Origin of the sequence: Agreia pratensis (assembly GCF_900177685.1) — a bacterium.
GTDB classification, from domain to species: Bacteria; Actinomycetota; Actinomycetes; order Actinomycetales; family Microbacteriaceae; genus Agreia; species Agreia pratensis.
This window is the reverse complement of record NZ_FXAY01000006.1, coordinates 19348-35257: the sequence shown is the minus strand read 5'-3', so window position 1 is coordinate 35257 and position 15910 is coordinate 19348. Positions and strand designations below refer to the sequence as shown.

General features: G+C 63.8%; 17 protein-coding genes. 8 read left to right on the top strand and 9 right to left on the bottom strand.

Annotation, left to right across the window (positions count from 1 at the left end):
- Positions 1 to 5: 5 nt before the first annotated feature.
- The gene (locus B9Y86_RS15275) at positions 6 to 617 is read right to left on the bottom strand and encodes a class I SAM-dependent methyltransferase (RefSeq protein WP_085487694.1); all 612 of its coding nucleotides are present in this window, start codon (positions 615 to 617) and stop codon (positions 6 to 8) included.
- 42 nt (positions 618 to 659) lie between these two features.
- On the opposite strand from B9Y86_RS15275, the gene hflX reads away from it, so the two are divergent.
- Positions 660 to 2192 (top strand): GTPase HflX, encoded by a 1533-nt coding sequence (hflX, locus tag B9Y86_RS15270; RefSeq protein WP_085487692.1) that lies wholly within the window; start codon positions 660 to 662, stop codon positions 2190 to 2192.
- A gap of 71 nt (positions 2193 to 2263) precedes the next feature.
- Here hflX and B9Y86_RS15265 read toward each other — a convergent pair whose 3' ends face one another.
- The 7 genes from B9Y86_RS15265 to lexA all read right to left on the bottom strand — a co-directional run bounded on the left by B9Y86_RS15265 (position 2264) and on the right by lexA (position 9891).
- The gene (locus B9Y86_RS15265; RefSeq protein WP_176223385.1) at positions 2264 to 3196 is read right to left on the bottom strand and encodes an alpha/beta hydrolase; all 933 of its coding nucleotides are present in this window, start codon (positions 3194 to 3196) and stop codon (positions 2264 to 2266) included.
- Positions 3197 to 3253: 57 nt separating this feature from the next.
- Entirely contained in the window at positions 3254 to 4621 is a 1368-nt protein-coding gene (locus B9Y86_RS15260; RefSeq protein WP_085487688.1) for a uracil-xanthine permease family protein, read from the bottom strand.
- A gap of 57 nt (positions 4622 to 4678) precedes the next feature.
- Positions 4679 to 6172 (bottom strand): AtzH-like domain-containing protein, encoded by a 1494-nt coding sequence (locus B9Y86_RS15255; protein WP_085487686.1) that lies wholly within the window; start codon positions 6170 to 6172, stop codon positions 4679 to 4681.
- Positions 6165 to 7661 carry an NAD(P)-binding domain-containing protein gene (locus B9Y86_RS15250; RefSeq protein WP_085487684.1) on the bottom strand — a complete coding sequence of 499 codons (1497 nt, stop codon included), beginning with the start codon at positions 7659 to 7661 and terminating at the stop codon, positions 6165 to 6167. Before B9Y86_RS15250 ends, B9Y86_RS15255 begins: the two co-directional genes overlap by 8 nt.
- Positions 7658 to 8164, bottom strand: a complete 507-nt coding sequence (locus B9Y86_RS15245; RefSeq protein WP_085487682.1) for an ureidoglycolate lyase — start codon at positions 8162 to 8164, stop codon at positions 7658 to 7660. Before B9Y86_RS15245 ends, B9Y86_RS15250 begins: the two co-directional genes overlap by 4 nt.
- Positions 8165 to 8292: 128 nt before the next feature.
- The gene (locus tag B9Y86_RS15240) at positions 8293 to 9018 is read right to left on the bottom strand and encodes a GntR family transcriptional regulator (protein WP_085487680.1); all 726 of its coding nucleotides are present in this window, start codon (positions 9016 to 9018) and stop codon (positions 8293 to 8295) included.
- A 192-nt stretch (positions 9019 to 9210) separates the two neighbouring features.
- Positions 9211 to 9891 (bottom strand): transcriptional repressor LexA, encoded by a 681-nt coding sequence (gene lexA / locus B9Y86_RS15235; protein ID WP_085487678.1) that lies wholly within the window; start codon positions 9889 to 9891, stop codon positions 9211 to 9213.
- A 283-nt stretch (positions 9892 to 10174) separates the two neighbouring features.
- On the opposite strand from lexA, the gene B9Y86_RS15230 reads away from it, so the two are divergent.
- The 6 genes from B9Y86_RS15230 to B9Y86_RS15205 all read left to right on the top strand — a co-directional run bounded on the left by B9Y86_RS15230 (position 10175) and on the right by B9Y86_RS15205 (position 14540).
- Complete coding sequence (locus tag B9Y86_RS15230) at positions 10175 to 10522, top strand: LysM peptidoglycan-binding domain-containing protein (protein WP_085487676.1); 348 nt, start codon at positions 10175 to 10177, stop codon at positions 10520 to 10522.
- Positions 10523 to 10580: 58 nt separating this feature from the next.
- Entirely contained in the window at positions 10581 to 11654 is a 1074-nt protein-coding gene (locus tag B9Y86_RS15225) for a histidinol-phosphate transaminase (RefSeq protein WP_085487674.1), read from the top strand.
- 26 nt (positions 11655 to 11680) lie between these two features.
- Positions 11681 to 12289, top strand: coding sequence for an imidazoleglycerol-phosphate dehydratase HisB (gene hisB, locus B9Y86_RS15220; protein WP_085487672.1), 609 nt, complete (start codon positions 11681 to 11683; stop codon positions 12287 to 12289).
- Complete coding sequence (gene hisH / locus B9Y86_RS15215) at positions 12286 to 12918, top strand: imidazole glycerol phosphate synthase subunit HisH (protein ID WP_085487670.1); 633 nt, start codon at positions 12286 to 12288, stop codon at positions 12916 to 12918. The genes hisB and hisH overlap by 4 nt, the downstream gene beginning before the upstream one ends.
- 88 nt (positions 12919 to 13006) lie before the next feature.
- Positions 13007 to 13756: a bifunctional 1-(5-phosphoribosyl)-5-((5-phosphoribosylamino)methylideneamino)imidazole-4-carboxamide isomerase/phosphoribosylanthranilate isomerase PriA gene (gene priA, locus B9Y86_RS15210; protein WP_085487668.1), complete on the top strand. Its 750-nt coding sequence runs from the start codon at positions 13007 to 13009 to the stop codon at positions 13754 to 13756.
- Entirely contained in the window at positions 13740 to 14540 is an 801-nt protein-coding gene (locus tag B9Y86_RS15205; RefSeq protein ID WP_085487666.1) for an SseB family protein, read from the top strand. The genes priA and B9Y86_RS15205 overlap by 17 nt, the downstream gene beginning before the upstream one ends.
- Positions 14541 to 14550: 10 nt before the next feature.
- On the opposite strand, the gene B9Y86_RS15200 is transcribed toward B9Y86_RS15205, so the two are convergent.
- The gene (locus tag B9Y86_RS15200; protein ID WP_085487664.1) at positions 14551 to 14898 is read right to left on the bottom strand and encodes a DUF1844 domain-containing protein; all 348 of its coding nucleotides are present in this window, start codon (positions 14896 to 14898) and stop codon (positions 14551 to 14553) included.
- Between the two features lie 342 nt (positions 14899 to 15240).
- Here B9Y86_RS15200 and infC point away from each other — a divergent pair, with 342 nt between their 5' ends.
- Positions 15241 to 15894, top strand: coding sequence for a translation initiation factor IF-3 (gene infC, locus B9Y86_RS15195; protein ID WP_176223394.1), 654 nt, complete (start codon positions 15241 to 15243; stop codon positions 15892 to 15894).
- The last annotated feature ends 16 nt before the right edge of the window (positions 15895 to 15910 follow it).

Genomic DNA, 15910 nt, shown 5'->3' with positions numbered 1-15910 from the left:
CTGGCTCAGGCGATGGAACGGGCGCGAAGCACCCGATATCCCTTGTTCGTCGCCGTTCTTTCGATCTGGATCTCCGAGGGAAACTCGGCCTGGATCCAGCGCTGCAGCGAGTCGGAGCCGAGGTTCCGCTGCACGACGAGCCACGCATCCGAGCCTTTCTCGAGTCGCGGAAGCCAGGTCTTCATGATCGTGTGCAGCTCCGTCTTGCCGACTCGGATAGGCGGATTCGACCAGATGGTCATGAACGAGATGTCAGCGGGAACATCCGATGCGAGAACCGCTTGGACGTTGGTGAGGCCGAGGCGCTCAGCATTGGCGCGAACGAGATCGAGTGCCCGCTCGTTGACATCGACGGCCCAGACCTGGGCTCGAGGAGACAGCAGCGCGAGGGTCAGAGCTATGGGCCCCCAGCCGCATCCGAGGTCGAGTAGATTGCCGCCGGGTGGGGGAGCAGGGGTGTTGGCGAGGAGTACCTGAGTGCCCACGTCGATGCGATCGGGGCTGAAGACGCCGCCGGCGGTGACGAGAGTGTGGTCTGCATCGGCCAGACGCACCGAGATCTCGCGAGGGATGAGCGGACTCGCCGGGGTGGCCGAGAAATAGTGCTCATTCGTCATAGAGGGACAGTAGCAAACCTGGGAGGGATATCCTTGACGCAGATGACCGAAAAAACTGAAGCAACAACAGAGAACCACGACAGTGACGACGTGGTGGCGCGAGTGCTGGCCAGGGCGGAGACGCGGGCAGCGGGATACTCGCTGTTCACGAACTCGGCGGCTCAGGCGCTCCAACGTGACACGACCGGCCGTGAGTCAGGGTTCGACGGCGACCAGAGCGAGCGGGAAGACCGACAGGCGCTGAGGCGGGTTGTCGGACTCTCGACAGAGCTCGAGGACGTCACTGAGGTCGAGTACCGGCAGCTGCGCATCGAGAACGTCATTCTCATCGGGGTCTACACCCAAGGCAGTCTCACCGATGCCGAGAACTCGATGCACGAACTGGCAGCGCTTGCCGAGACGGCTGGCGCGGTCGTACTCGAAGGTCTGCTGCAGCGCAGGCCGACGCCCGATCCCAGCACATACTTCGGTAAGGGCAAGGCGCACGAACTGCGCGATCTCGTGCAGTCGCTTGGTGCGGACACCGTGATCGCCGACAGCGAACTGGCTCCGAGCCAGCGCCGGGCGCTCGAAGACGTCGTGAAGGTGAAGGTGATCGACCGCACGGCGGTGATCCTCGATATTTTCAGCCAGCACGCCAAGAGCAGGGAAGGCAAGGCGCAAGTCGAGCTCGCGCAGCTGGAGTACTTGCTCCCGCGGCTCCGAGGCTGGGGTGACTCGATGTCGCGCCAGGCCGGAGGCCAGGTCGGTGGCGCCGGAGCCGGTATGGGATCTCGCGGACCCGGTGAGACCAAAATCGAACTCGACCGCCGCCGCATCCATACCCGGATGGCGCGACTGCGTAAGCAGATCGTCGAGATGAAGCCCGCGCGCGATGCCAAGCGTGCCAACCGCAAGCGCAACGCTGTTCCATCTGTCGCGATCGCCGGCTACACCAACGCTGGCAAGTCGTCGCTGCTCAACCGAGTGACGCGCGCCGGAGTGCTGGTCGAGAACGCTTTGTTCGCCACACTCGATTCGACCGTGCGAAAGACCACGGCCGTCGACGGTCGCCAGTACACGTTCGCCGACACCGTCGGGTTCGTACGTAACCTTCCCCATCAGCTGGTCGAGGCGTTCCGCTCGACGTTGGAAGAGGTGGCCGACGCCGACGTGATCATCCACGTCGTCGACGGCGCGCATCCAGACCCGGCAAGCCAGCTCGCCACGGTGCGAGACGTGATCGGCGAGGTCGGCGCGCGAGGCATCCCCGAGATCGTGGCTTTCAACAAGAGCGATCTGATCTCCGAGAGCGATCGCATCGTCCTACGCGGTCTCGAGCCGCGCTCGGTCTTCGTCTCGGCGAGAACCGGTGAGGGCATAGCTGAACTGCTCGAGATGGTCGAGCAGGCGCTGCCGAAGCCGACCATCACCGTCGATGTGCTGCTGCCGTACGAGCGCGGTGATCTGGTCGCGTTGCTGCATGACCACAACACGGTCCTGAGCACCGACTACGAAGAGGCGGGCACTCGGGTGCGTGCCCTCGTAAACCCCGAGTACGAGCAGGCCCTAGAAGAGTTCGCGGTCTCTCGCTGACCTCGTTCGATTTGTGACATAAATGGGTCGCCCTCGTCCCAGCATGGGCCGTGGGCGGCCTTTCGTCATCGTTATTCAGGCGAGTCAAGGGATCGCTGCAGCGAGGCCACGGCGCGGGTCAGAGACTCTTCGACGCAAGAGATCATCGGGAACGTGAGATACAGATGTGGCACTCCCTCCTGCACATGCACGGTGACCGGCGTTCCCGCTTGTTCTAGCAGGCGAGCGTATTCGAGCGCTTCGTCACGGAGTGGATCGGCGCCGGCGACGATCACGGTGGCTGGTGCCGTCGGAGCGAGGTGTGCTGCGCGCAGGGGGCTTGCTCCCGGTTCGGTCCGGCGCGCGGGATCCGGTTGATACATGTCCCAGTACCATTCCATTTCGCGGGTGGTGAGGAGTAGTCCTTCACCGTTTCGACGGTAGGAGTCCCTGGTCAGGTCACAGTCCACGACGGGGCAGAGAAGGAGCTGTGCGTCTATGGGAGGCGCTAGCCCCGCGGCACTCTTCTGCGCGAGCACCGCGGCGATGTTCCCGCCCGCGCTGTGTCCGGCGACAACGATAGGGCCGCCTTCGGCGCTGACCCATCGGAGGGCCGCGAGCCCGTCATCGATCGCCGCGGGGTAGGGGTGCTCGGGGGCGAGGCGATAGTCCACGCTCAGCAGTCGAGCGCCCGAACGTCGGGTGATTTCTCTAGCCAGGGCATCGTTCATTTCGAGGTCACCGATCGCCCAACCTCCGCCGTGGAAGAACACGACGGTAACACCGGTGGGGTGCGTCGGCTCGTACCACCGGGCGGGGAGAAGATGTTGGCCGCCCGGAACCACGACGTCGAGGGTTGTCACGTCTTTGTCGTCGGGCAGCCGCGACTTGCGGGTGCGGTGCCTGATCGCTGCGAGGCCGGCGTCGGGGGCCGGGATCCAGTCACGATGCTCGGTGGCGCGGCGAGCCACGAGCTCGGCCGCTTCAACGTCGGTGAGCCGAGGGTCGAGGTCAGGCACTGGCATGGAATTCCTTCCCATGGTGCGGTGCGCCAATCGTTGCGCGCACCGCACCTATCGGTATCAGCGGGCAGTTTCGAACGGAGCGAGGCCGGCCTCGCCGCCGTCGGCTTTCTCCGGGGCGGGCGTGTCGATGGCGGGATCGGTGTCGCGCACCCGCGAGATGGCTCGCATCGCGTGGTAGATGATGATCGCGGCGAAGGAGCCGACGCCGATCGCCCCGATAGAGAAGTCTCCGACCGTGAAGACGAACCCGCCGATACCCAGGACGAGCCCCACTCCCGCGGTGAGAAGGTTGGTCGGCGAGGAGTAGTTCACACGGTTCTGCACCCAGATGCGAGCTCCCATGACGCCGATCATCCCGTACAGCACAACACCTGCGCCACCGAGGACACCGGTGGGGATGGAGGCGGCGAGGGCACCGAACTTCGGGCTCAGAGAGAGGAGGATAGCGAAGATCGCGGCAACCCAGTAGGCGAGGGTGCTGTACACGCGGCTGGCGGCCATCACGCCGATGTTCTCCGCGTACGTCGTGGTGGCTGTTCCACCGCCGAGGCCGGCGAGGGTTGTCGACAGACCATCCGCAAGAAGCGCCCGCCCCATGTAACGGTCGAGGTTCTTGCCCGTCATCGCGGCGACGGTCTTCACATGTCCGACGTTCTCGGCGACGAGCACCAGGACGACCGGCAAGAAGAGTCCCCACGCGGCAGGCGAGATATGAGGAGTCTGGAAGGTGGGGAGACCGAACCATGCGGCGTTCTCGACACCCGTGAAGTCCACCGCGCCTCGGAGCGCCGCGACGATGTAGCCGGCCACGACACCGAGGATGATGGAGAGTCGTCCGAGCAACCCGCGGAATAGTACAGCGACCAGCAGAATCGCGACAACAGTGACGATTGCCTCGATCGGGCCCGCATCGAATTCGTTCTTCGCCACGCCCGCCAGGTTGAAACCGATCAACGCGACGATGGTCCCCGTCACGACGGGCGGCATGACGGTCGAGATCCACCGTGCGCCGACGAAATGCACGATCAGCCCGACAACGGACAGGGCTAGACCGACGATGAGGATTCCGCCAAGTGCCAGTGCGAGAGAGTCTCCGCTGAGGGTGCCTTGCTGCCCGAGAGGGGCGATGACGGCGACGGGTGCGATGAAGGCGAAGCTGCTGCCCAGATAGCTGGGAACCCGGTTCGCCGTGAGCAGGAGAAAGACGATGGTTCCCACCCCTGAGAACAACAGGGCGGTCGACGTGGGGAAGCCCATGATGACCGGGACGATGAAAACGCCGCCGAACATTGCTATGACGTGCTGCAGCCCGATCCCCAAAGTGACGGGAAAGGAGAGCCGTTCGTCCGCGGCCACAACGTTGTCGGGTCCGACCGTCGTGCCGTTTCCATGCAGCTTCCAGGTGAAGAGGTCTTTCAGGGGCATTGTGGATCTCTTTCTCTTGAGGGATGTGGCGAGTGCGGGATCGATGAGACGAATGGGTTATGTGCGGAGGGAGACGTGCGCCATTCGGATCCGCCACCCTTCCGAGGTGTGCTGCCAGGTTTGGGTCTGAAAGCCTGACACTCCCGAGCCGGTACGGATGAATTCAGCGGCGACGACTGCTGTTTCTTGATCCAGTGCGGCGAACTCGATGCGAGTCAGTTCCCTGGGTGCCGCCCGACTGACGCGGAGAGCTCTGATCTGTTCTCGGGAGTATGCGGAGCCATCGGGCGCGAATCGGATGCACGGGTCGCTCGAGGCGAAAAATGAATCCAGCGTGTCGATGTCGCCTTCGGTCAGGGCCGTTTCATATTGGTAGAAGGCGGCCCGGAGCGCGTCGCCGTGACGTTGCCGAGGCTGGTCGGGCGCTGCCGTAGCAGACGTGAGGAGCGCCCGGTCTGCGCCCGGGGCCCCAACGAGCTGGATGCCGGTGTGCGGCTCGTAGGTCGGCAGAACGATTGCCGGTGCGCCGAGGAGCCCGGCGACTGCGTTGAGCGCGATTGTGGTCGTGCGATGGGAGTCGTACTCTTCAGCACCGACTGCCGTGACCCGGGGAGCAGCGCCTGCGGCGGCGGGCAGGGCGAGCAGGTCTCCCTGGTCGAGCGAGTCTTTGAGGCCGGAGAGGGCGACGCGCACTCGGGCTTGTTGCTGCGGATTCTCGACCGCTGTCGCCGCGTCGGCGAACCGAGTCCGGATGGCCGGAAGCACACCCTCGAGGTCGCGCTGATGAGCGGCGATCTCGGTCAGCTGCGCGGCCCTGAACACGGAGCCGACGTCGTCGAGGTGCACTCCGGCACTGATCGTGCGGCACGGAATCTCCAGAGCCTTCGCTAGATGTTCGGCGAAGCGGGTCACCTCCGCCCGGGTCGCTTGGTCGACGGCGTCCAGAGCCTCGGACAACAGGAGAACCGTCCGTGGCTTGGGCATGCCGGGTGTGTCAGCAGGGAGGAGAATATCGCCGACACGGGCGGCCGTATGAACATCGGCAGCGAACCATCCCAGAGTGTCGAAGCTGGGAGCCAGAGGGCCGACGTGGTCGAGCGGAACTGCTCCATGGCTGGGTCTGAAACCGACGATGCCGCAATAGGAGGCTGGGACACGAATTGAGCCTGCGGTGTCGGTGGCCAGTGCGAACGAGACGAGGCCCGATGCGACCGCAGCGGCGGACCCTGATGATGAGCCGCCGGTCAGTCGGGTCGGGTCCCTCGGGTTGACGGGAGCGCTTCCCGCCGTATCGAGTCCGCTGAGACTGAACGCGTACTGGTCCGTCGTTGTCTTTCCCACGCACGAGGCGCCGGCATCGAGAAGAGCCGTGACGGCGGAATTCGTAGCCTCTGCGGGAGGTGCCTCGGCGGCGAGACCATGACGGCTGGGGAGCCCCGCGACATCGACGATGTCCTTCACTCCAAATGTCAGCCCGCAGAGCGGCCCGGCTGTGCGGGCCGGAGCGTGCTCGCGGGGGCCGACAACAAAGGCGTTCCACTGATCACCCATTCGTCAACGCTCCACTCATCACGCCGTCGTCCGCGGTCTCCGGGCGCGGACCGAGCACGACTCCTGCCGGCTCGTCGTAGGCAAGAAACTGATCGATCAGAGCGTCTGAGCGGCGAGAAAAGAGACGCTCTCCGATGCCGGCCGCGAGTCGTTCGGCGCCGCCCTGAAGCCCCGAGACCTGATGGCTGAGGACGCCGAGGCTCATCCGGGCACCGTGATTGAAGAGGTGGACGCGTCGCAGACGTTCCTCGTTCTCGATGCTTCGACTCGTCAGGCCGAAGTCTGCGGTGAGATAGGGGTAGGACTGAAGCTCCGGTGTCTGGTCCGCCTCGATCTGTGACACGGGAAGTCGGTCACCCCAGGTCGCGATGTCGTGGACGAATTCGGAAAGCTCAGGTCGGTGACTGAGGTTCACGGTCACTCCAGTGGCGGCGACGATGAAGTCGAAGTGGGAAACTCCATTCGGCGTGTGCACCTCTATCTCGGAGCCATTCCAGACCACGGACTGCCATGGTGACGACGTGTGGAGCGAAAACGTCGGGAACGCGTATGCGCGCCAGATCGCGTTTTGGGTAGCGGGCTGGTCGACCTGGGAAAGATGCGCGTTGAACCGCCACTTCTGATGATCGTTGAATGCGTCATAGTGCTCGATGAGACCGGCGAAATCCATCCACCGGTACGGGCTGCTCGTAGGCATGGAAGGTCGACGCATGTGCACCTCGACCGACTGGACGCCCGCCTCCAGTGCCGTCGCTGCGTTGTCGAATGCACCGGTGCCCCCACCGAGGATGCCTATTCGGGCGCCGGCGAGGGACGAGAAGTCGACGGTGTCATGCGAATGCGACCAGCGTTCATCCGGGATGGCGGCGAAAAGAGCCGTTGGTACACGTCTGCCGCCTGCGCCCTCGAGACCGGTGGCGAGCACAACGTGTTCTGCTTCGACGGTGCGCTCCCCATCGGCGGTTCGGAGCCGCACCACGAACGGTCGAGCGTTGTGCCCACCCTCGATGCTCTGCACCGCCGTATCGAATTCGACAGCGATGCCGAGCGTGATGCGGTACCACTCGAGAAAGGCATGCCAGTGCGAGGTGGGGTAGTACGTCAGGTTCCGCCAGGCATCCGCCCCGAAGACCGACTCAAACCACGACCTCGGGCTGGCTGCAGGAATGCCCCACGTCGGCCACGGGACGTTTTTAGGAGTTCTCAGGGTCTTCATCCGGGCATAGGTGGCCCACGGTCCCGCTTGGCCTTCGCCGGATTGTTCGACGATCAGCACGTTCGAGATGCCTTTACGTCGAAGGCCGACGGCCAGCGCTAGTCCCGCCTGCCCTCCACCGACGATAAGAACAGGGTGCGCATCGTCGCGTGATGTGGCCCACGCATCGTGGGGATCGACGCCGAGGCTGGACTGGCGGTCGATCTCCTGGACCAGCATCGCCAGACGGTGCGGAGCGTCAGGGAGCGGAAGGGGCTGCTCGGTCGAGCTCATGCGGCATCGATAACGACACGCACGCCGATCGACTCATCGAGGCGGTAGGTGTGGTGGTCGACGACGTTGGTGTCTGCGAGCTCGATGTTGGCGAAATTGAGCTTCTGAGCGCGAAAGTACGGTCCAGAGTGCCATGTTCCCTTGCGCAACGTGATGGCGGTCTCGCCGACGATGCGGAACACCCTGATGTCGTGCAACGCGGGCACGGCAGTATCAGAGAGGTCATCTGCCGGTGCCACGGCGATGAACCACTCTGCGCCGCCGAGGGCGAGGAGCGTTTGCGTGGTGTGGAGGTGACGAGTAATCCGGGTGAATTCCAGCGGCTTGTCTTCGAGGGACATGAGGTAGAACCGCGGAGTACCCTCCGAAAGATCCAGAACGGCTTCGTCAGCCGTGAAGGGTGTTCCGTCTTCCAACGCCTCGAGGACTACGCCGAACTTCTCGAATCCTTCGGGCGTTAAAGTCTCCGCCTTCAGATGCAGGATTTCAGTGATCTCAGCCATAGGTGTTCTCGCTTTCGTACCAGGGCGAGGTGCCCTGTCGAAGCCAACCTATGCTTGTCCAACAAGCGAAAAGCAAACTTGTTGGACAAGTTAATAAGTCGTTTACATGGATGAAACAGGCGGTAGCATCACGATCGGCGAACTCTCCGCACAAGGGCGTTCCTGAGGCGCGTCGGGGCTGCGATCTGAATTTCCCTCGACCAGTACGCCACGTCGTCGGTCGCGCCGAGGCCGCAGTACACCAGTTGCAGGCCAGCCGTGGGTTCTGTCAGCGACAGTAGGCGTGCGGCAAAAGAATCGACCAGTACGGGTGTGAACCACACCGTCTCCCATGCCACGCCGATACCGTTCAGCCGCTCCGCAAGATCGAACACGGGTTGACCGGTCTCGACGTCGAGAGGGGGTGCGCTGTCGGTGATGGGAATGATGTCCTCGGCGACGACGTACGCTAATCCGTCGGCGCTCCACATCTTCACCGTGCGAAGCGCTAGCGTCCCGTCGGGCAGGTCATCGAACCGATCTGGGCCGGCCTCCAGCGTTATCACCCCGGACTCGACCACACGGAGCCCCGGTTCGTACCCGGCCCGAGCGATGGCGACCGAGTGGTCGATCTGTCGATCGACGCGGTTTCCCACCTCGGCGAGCCGCATGTTCAGTGCTGTACGGGCGCCCTGCGTCCGATGCACGTACCCGCGCTCCTCGAGGCGTATCAGCGCCTCTCGCACCGAGTTGCGACTGGCGCCCGTGGCTAGTGCAATCGCTGGCTCCGAAGGCAGTGTCGCCTCTCCGGACTTCGGTCCGCGCCAGAGGTCGAGGATCTTGTCCAGCAGCTCTTCGTTGTCGGACGCTCTCACTGTGTTCCCTCCATCTCGTCACGGTTCGTCAGGACCAACCGGCGAGGGCTGATCCGAACAACGCAACGAGGATCGGGAGCTGGGATCTCCCGGAAGCCGATCCCCGCTTCCCGTGCACCAAGTCTGCCCCAGTCAACCGACAGACATGGCGAGCCTCGGCGAGTACACCCGCGCTTCGCTCGCTTCGGGCGTTCAGCGCACCGAGCGCAAGACGGAGACGACTTTGCCGAGCACCTGCGCGTGGTCTCCCACGATCGGTTCGAAATTCGAGTTGCGGGGGAGTAGCCACGTATGTCCGTCGCGCTGTCTGAATACCTTCACGGTTGCCTCACCGTCGAGCATCGCGGCGACGATGTCGCCGTTCTCTGCCGTCTGCTGCGAGCGGACGACGACGAAGTCGCCATCGCAGATGGCGGCGTCGATCATCGACTCTCCGACGACCTTCAGCATAAAGAGGTCGCCGCTGCCGACCAGCTGGCGAGGAAGCGGGAAGACCTCTTCTACTTGCTGTTCGGCCGTGATCGGGATACCTGCGGCGATGCGACCCACGAGCGGCACGAGGGCAGCGTCACCCATCGGCGCCGAGGTGTCGGATGATTCGACCGTCTCCGACGATGACTCGGGCTGCGGAATATCGATCAGAACTTCCATGGCGCGCGGGCGGTTCGGGTCTCGGCGAAGATAGCCGCTCAGCTCGAGCTGGTTGAGCTGGTGCGTGACGCTCGAGAGCGAGGCTAGACCGACGGCGTCACCGATCTCCCGCATGCTCGGCGGATAGCCGCGCTGGCTGACCGAGCGTTGAACGACTCCGAGGATGGCCAACTGCTTCTCCGAGAGGCTCTTGCGCCGTCTCGTTCCACGTTCCGTGGTCATGTGTCCCGCTTTCCGTCGGAGTCCTGATCGAGCGTGCTGACCGGCCGGAACGACCGATGTCGGTGGCTGGTGATGCACTGTCGGTGGCTGCTGATGCAATTCGTACCGACAGTCGAAACTGTATCCAACTCAGGATGCAAACGAAACACATGTTCGAGTGTGTCGCCATATTTGTCGACTTTCGAGCTTGATCTATCGAACATTCGAAGCTATATTCGGAACACAGCTTCGTATCCGGTGCTCCCGGCCGAGCGCCGGATACGAATTTCTCCTGGAGGTTGCCATGACCGCACTGCCCGCCACCGCGTCACACAGCGTTCGACTGCGCATCACGCGCCGCGGTCGAGTCGTCCTGGCGTCGCTTGCGTCCATCCCTGTGGTGGCCGGCGTGATCGCTATGGCTCTTTTCGGGGCGAATAGCGCGGTCGCCGATGGCACTGCCTCGTCGTCGGCATCTCAGACCTTCGACTACGTCACTGTTCAGGCGGGTGAGACCCTGTGGGGTCTTGCTGAAGAGATCGCCCCGTCGGCCGACCCTCGCGATGTCATCGCAGACATCGTGAGCCTCAACCAGCTGCCTTCCGCCGAGGTTCAGCCAGGGCAGAGACTCGCCGTGCCCAACGAATACTGATCCGCTCAGCAGCTAGAGCAATCGCACAGCGAAGGTCAGTGCCCACTAAAATCGTTCCGTGACTTCACTCGACGACCTCCCTATTCGCGATGACCTCCGGGGCATGTCTCCGTATGGTGCTCCTCAGAAGCATGTTCGTGTCGAGCTGAACGTCAACGAGAACACGCACCCGATTCCCGAGCCGGTTGCGCAAGACATCATCGAGTCTCTCGCTCGGGCAATTCTGACGATCAACCGCTACCCCGATCGGGAGTTCTCGCAACTTCGCGACAGTCTTGCTGGGTATCTCGGTCACGGATTGACCCGAGACAACATCTGGGCCGCCAATGGATCGAACGAGATCCTTCAGCAGATCATGCAGGCCTTTGGGGGTCCAGGCAGATCTATTCTGGGGTTTCCTCCCACCTATTCGATGCATTCCATCATCGCTTCGGGAACAGGCACCAGGTGGGTTGCCGCTGAGCGTGACGCCGAGTTCGAGATCTCTCCGCGCACGGCAGTGGCCGCCATCCGTGAACACCAGCCCGACATCGTGATCTTCTGCTCTCCGAACAATCCGACAGGAACGCCTCTGTCGCTCGAGACCATCGAGGCGGCCTACGACGCGACCGACAAGATCGTCATCGTCGATGAGGCGTACGCGGAGTTCGCGCCGGCGGGCTCCCCATCGGCGCTCACTCTGCTGCCTGGGCGCCCGAGGCTCATCGTCTCGCGCACGATGAGCAAGGCCTTCGCATTCGCTGGAGCTCGACTCGGCTATCTGGCGGCGGATCCGTCGGTGACCGACGCACTTCGGCTCGTTCGGCTTCCGTATCACCTGTCGTCGCTCACGCAGGCTGCCGCTGTCGCGGCGCTCGACCACTCGGCCGAAATGCTCGCCATGGTCGACGACATCGCGAAGCAGCGCGATCGCATCGTCGAGAGGCTCACTGAGCTCGGCTACCACCCGTGGCCGACGTGGTCGAACTTCGTGCTCTTCGGTGGTGTCGAGAATCCTTCTGAGGTATTCGAGACGTTGCTCGAGAAGGGCATCATCATTCGTGATCTGGGCATTCCGGGTCATCTCCGCGTGAGTGCGGGTACGCGCGCCGAGACCACCGCTTTCCTCGATGCAATGGCGGCCCTCGCCTGACCTGTCGTGGCCGGTAAACTGGACATATGGCCACACCTTCCCGCACCGCCCGCCTGCAGCGTGCGACGAGCGAATCCAGCATCGAACTCTCACTCGACCTCGACGGAACTGGCGAGAGTTCTATCTCGACGGGAGTGCCGTTCTTCGATCACATGCTCACCGCCTTCGCCAAGCACTCGCTCACGGATCTGTCTGTCGCGGCGACGGGTGACGTCGATATCGACGTGCACCACACTGTCGAAGACGTGGGCATCGTGCTGGGAACGGCCATCAAGCAGGCCCTCGGCGACAAAACCGGAATCTCCCGGTTCGGCGACGCCCTCGTCCCCCTCGACGAAGCCTTGGTGCAGGCCGTCGTCGATATCTCCGGGCGTCCGTTCCTGGTTCACTCTGGGGAGCCGAGTGGCTTCGAGTTTCACCTCATCGGCGGCCACTTCACCGGATCCATGGTTCGGCATGTCTTCGAGGCGATCACCTTCCACTCGGGAATGACCGTCCACGTCACGGTGCTGGGCGGCCGCGATCCCCACCACATCGCCGAGGCCGAGTTCAAGGCATTCGCCCGGGCATTCCGCCAGGCGAAGTCGCTCGACCCTCTTGTATCTGGCATCCCGTCGACGAAGGGTGCGCTGTGACGGCGAAATCCGTCGTCGTCCTCGATTACGGCAGTGGGAACATTCACTCGGCAGCCAAAGCGTTGGAGCGGGCTGGCGCTCGGGTGGAACTCTCTCGAGATCGGGCCAGAGTCATGGAGGCGGACGGGTTGTTCGTGCCCGGGGTGGGTGCTTTCTCGGCTGTGATGGACCAGCTGCGCAGCGTGCGGGGTGACGAACTCATCGACAGACGCCTGGCAGGAGGTCGACCTGTGCTCGGAATCTGCGTGGGAATGCAGGTGATGTTCGACCGCGGTGTCGAACGCGGCATCGACACCGAGGGTCTCGGCGAATGGCCCGGTGTGGTCGAGCAGATGCCGGCGGAGATCCTGCCCCACATGGGGTGGAACGTCGTCGATGCGCCGAGCGAGTCCGTGCTGTTCGATGGAGTTCGAGACGAGCGCTTCTATTTCGTGCACTCCAACGCGGCCCAGCAGTGGCTGCTTCCGCCGCAGTCTCCGCTCCCTGCGCCGCGGGTGACGTGGGCCGACCACGATGGTCGCTTCATCGCGGCCGTCGAGAACGGCCCTCTCTCGGCAACCCAATTTCACCCCGAAAAGTCGGGTGAGGCGGGTCTGCAGTTGCTGCGCAACTGGATCGCATCGCTCTGACCATACGCCGATTTCGTCGGCCTCAGAGGAATCATTAAGATCGCACGGGGTGTCCGCACGTGCGCCTGACAGAAACAAGAAGGACGTCATGAGCGAGTTCAGCATCAAGACCCCCGCACTCACCCTGCTGCCGGCCGTCGACATTGCCGGCGGTGAGGCCGTACGTCTCACGCAAGGCAAGGCGGGCACGGAGACGAATCACGGCGACCCGGTCGACGCCGCGGCGGACTGGATCGCACAGGGCGCCGAGTGGATTCACCTCGTCGACCTCGATGCGGCGTTCGGACGCGGCGACAACCTCCACATCATCAAGCGCGTCATCCACGCCGCGAAGGGCGTGAATATCGAGCTTTCCGGAGGCATTCGCGACGACCGCAGTCTCGAGACTGCTCTCGAAAGCGGTGCGAAGCGCGTCAATCTCGGCACCGCGGCGCTCGAGAATCCGGAGTGGGCCGCCAGCGTGATCGCGAGTTACGGAGAGGCGATCGCGGTGGGACTCGACGTGCGCGGCACGACCCTCGCCGCCCGCGGATGGACAGAGGACGGGGGCGATCTCTGGGAAGTGCTTGCCCGGCTAGAAGAGGCCGGCTGCGCACGGTACGTCGTGACTGACGTCACGAAAGACGGAACCCTCAAGGGACCGAACGTCGCGCTGCTCACACAGGTCATGGAGCACACATCCCGCCCGGTCGTTGCCTCGGGTGGCATCTCGAGCCTCGATGACCTCGCCGAGCTCCGTGCCCTTGTCCCGCTCGGCCTCGAAGGCGCGATCGTCGGACGGGCGCTGTACTCCGGGGCATTCACCCTCGCCGAGGCGTTGGATGTGGCATCTGACTGAGCAGCCGGGCGGCCACTCCTCGCACGATCGCCACGCGACAGATTCCGCGGGTCGACCGTGGGCCGGTCGGTCGTTCGACACGAACTTCTTCGCCGGAGACTCGGGCGAGGCCCCGGAGCGACTCATCGAAGCCCTGCGGAGGTTCCGCGCCGCGGAGCTTGCGCAGCAGGACGTACTCGACGCGGTGCGCGAGGTTCGACTTCTCGTTCCACTCGTTGCTCACGCGGGCGAGACCGGCGTCGATGCCCACGGTCGCCGATTCGACAAGACCCAGGAGCTGTCGTTGGTCACCGTCAGCGCTCCCGACGGACGTCGCGTGCTTCCGGTATTCACCTCGACCGATGCGATGGCGGCGTGGAATCCCGCCGCCAGGCCGATACCGGCGTCGGCGCGCAGGGCCGCCCTTGCAGCGGCGGGCGAAGACACGCCGCTCATGGTGCTCGACCCCACGAGCGCCACAGAATTCGTCTTCCGTCGACCGATGCTGAAGGCGATAGCCGAGGGCACACCGTGGGTGCACCCATCGGTCGCCTCGAACATCATCGCCGCGTTCCACGAGTCGATCGCCCCGTTGGCGGCCGTGCGGGCGCTGCGGCTGTCAGACGGTGATCCGGATGCTCGGATGGCGGGCCCGCAGCTCACCGTCGCGTTGGGCTTGGTTCCCGACTTGACACGCACCGAACTCGACGATGTGCTGTCGAGCGTGCAACGAAGGTGGCAAACGAGCGACCTCATCGCGAGCGAGGTCGACTCTCTTGGCGTGAAACTGGTCGAAGCGCGCTGAATCGACCGACTCAGGTGACCGGGCCGGTGAGTTTCTCTCCGGGACCCTGGCCGATGGCATCCGGAATCGCCGAGGCCTCGCGGAATGCGAGTTGCAGAGAACGCAGCCCGTCGCGAAGGCTGCGGGCGTGCTGATCGCCGATCTCGGGGGAGGCGCTCGTGACCAGGCCTGCCAGAGCGATGATCAGCTTGCGTGCCTCGTCGAGATCGATCTGGCTCTCGGGGTCGTCGGCGAGTCCCGTCTTGATGGCCGCGGCGCTCATGAGGTGCACGGCCGTTGTGGTGATCAGTTCGACCGCGGGCACCTCCGAGATGTCGCGCGTGGCGGATGCGGCGGAGTCGTCATATGCAAAGCTCATGAGGCGAGTCTAGGTCGCCTGCCGTCGTGGACTATGCCGAGGAGAAAACCTCTGTTAGTATCTTCAAGGCTCTGGGGAACGTGTTTGCCCCCAGTACGAAAAGTGGAGAATCTCCCACCCGCACACCGCTTCAACAGGTTACCGGGTAGATTGCACTCCGCTTCGGGTCAGAACATCGATCCGAAGTAGACAGGGTGTGGTGCGCAAAACGGCTTCGGCCCCAGTTCGCGTGCAGATTATTCAAGGTTCGTGGCTGCGTGCTCACCTACGATCATGCTGCCGAGCCCGGCGCGCAGACATCTGTGTCTGCGAGTGCCGCACCAGCGATTGAAGGAGTAACGCATCAGCGATCCCCGTACCAACGACCGTATCCGGGTTTCCGAGGTCCGCCTCGTAGGCCCCGCCGGTGAGCAGGTCGGCGTCGTCAGTATCGACGTCGCACTCAAGCTTGCCCAGGAGGCAGACCTCGATCTGGTTGAGGTGGCCCCCAATAGCAAGCCGCCCGTTGCCAAGATCATGGATTACGGCAAGTTCAAGTACGAAGCTGCGCAGAAGGCGAAAGAAGCTCGTCGCAATCAGGCGAACACGATCCTCAAAGAGGTTCGTTTCCGTCTGAAGATCGACGTGCATGACTACGAGACGAAGCGCAAGCGTGCCGAGGGATTCCTCAAGGCAGGCGACAAGGTGAAGGCCATGATCCTGTTCCGAGGCCGCGAGCAGTCGCGTCCCGAACAGGGAGTCCGTCTTCTCCAGCGCTTCGCGGAAGACGTATCCGAGTTCGGAGCCGTCGAATCGACGCCGACGATCGATGGCCGCAACATGGTCATGGTGATCGGGCCGCTGAAGAACAAGTCCGAGGCGAAGGCCGAGGCCAACGCGCAGCGGGCTGCTTCGAAGACACGTCCCGGTGCAGACGAGACAGCAGATGAGGCCCCCGAGGCTGCATCACCTGCTGCAACAGACACCGTCACGGCAGACTCTGCCGAGACGAAGTAGCACCCCACAAACCGAG

What these genes read in the sequence shown, in the direction of transcription:
- B9Y86_RS15275 (WP_085487694.1), bottom strand. Translation starts at nt 617, where the DNA reads ATGACGAATGAGCACTATTTCTCGGCCACCCCGGCGAGTCCGCTCATC.
- hflX (WP_085487692.1), top strand. Translation starts at nt 660, where the DNA reads ATGACCGAAAAAACTGAAGCAACAACAGAGAACCACGACAGTGACGAC.
- B9Y86_RS15265 (WP_176223385.1), bottom strand. Translation starts at nt 3,196, where the DNA reads ATGCCAGTGCCTGACCTCGACCCTCGGCTCACCGACGTTGAAGCGGCC.
- B9Y86_RS15260 (WP_085487688.1), bottom strand. Translation starts at nt 4,621, where the DNA reads ATGCCCCTGAAAGACCTCTTCACCTGGAAGCTGCATGGAAACGGCACG.
- B9Y86_RS15255 (WP_085487686.1), bottom strand. Translation starts at nt 6,172, where the DNA reads ATGGGTGATCAGTGGAACGCCTTTGTTGTCGGCCCCCGCGAGCACGCT.
- B9Y86_RS15250 (WP_085487684.1), bottom strand. Translation starts at nt 7,661, where the DNA reads ATGAGCTCGACCGAGCAGCCCCTTCCGCTCCCTGACGCTCCGCACCGT.
- B9Y86_RS15245 (WP_085487682.1), bottom strand. Translation starts at nt 8,164, where the DNA reads ATGGCTGAGATCACTGAAATCCTGCATCTGAAGGCGGAGACTTTAACG.
- lexA (WP_085487678.1), bottom strand. Translation starts at nt 9,891, where the DNA reads ATGACCACGGAACGTGGAACGAGACGGCGCAAGAGCCTCTCGGAGAAG.
- B9Y86_RS15230 (WP_085487676.1), top strand. Translation starts at nt 10,175, where the DNA reads ATGACCGCACTGCCCGCCACCGCGTCACACAGCGTTCGACTGCGCATC.
- hisB (WP_085487672.1), top strand. Translation starts at nt 11,681, where the DNA reads ATGGCCACACCTTCCCGCACCGCCCGCCTGCAGCGTGCGACGAGCGAA.
- priA (WP_085487668.1), top strand. Translation starts at nt 13,007, where the DNA reads ATGAGCGAGTTCAGCATCAAGACCCCCGCACTCACCCTGCTGCCGGCC.
- B9Y86_RS15205 (WP_085487666.1), top strand. Translation starts at nt 13,740, where the DNA reads ATGTGGCATCTGACTGAGCAGCCGGGCGGCCACTCCTCGCACGATCGC.
- B9Y86_RS15200 (WP_085487664.1), bottom strand. Translation starts at nt 14,898, where the DNA reads ATGAGCTTTGCATATGACGACTCCGCCGCATCCGCCACGCGCGACATC.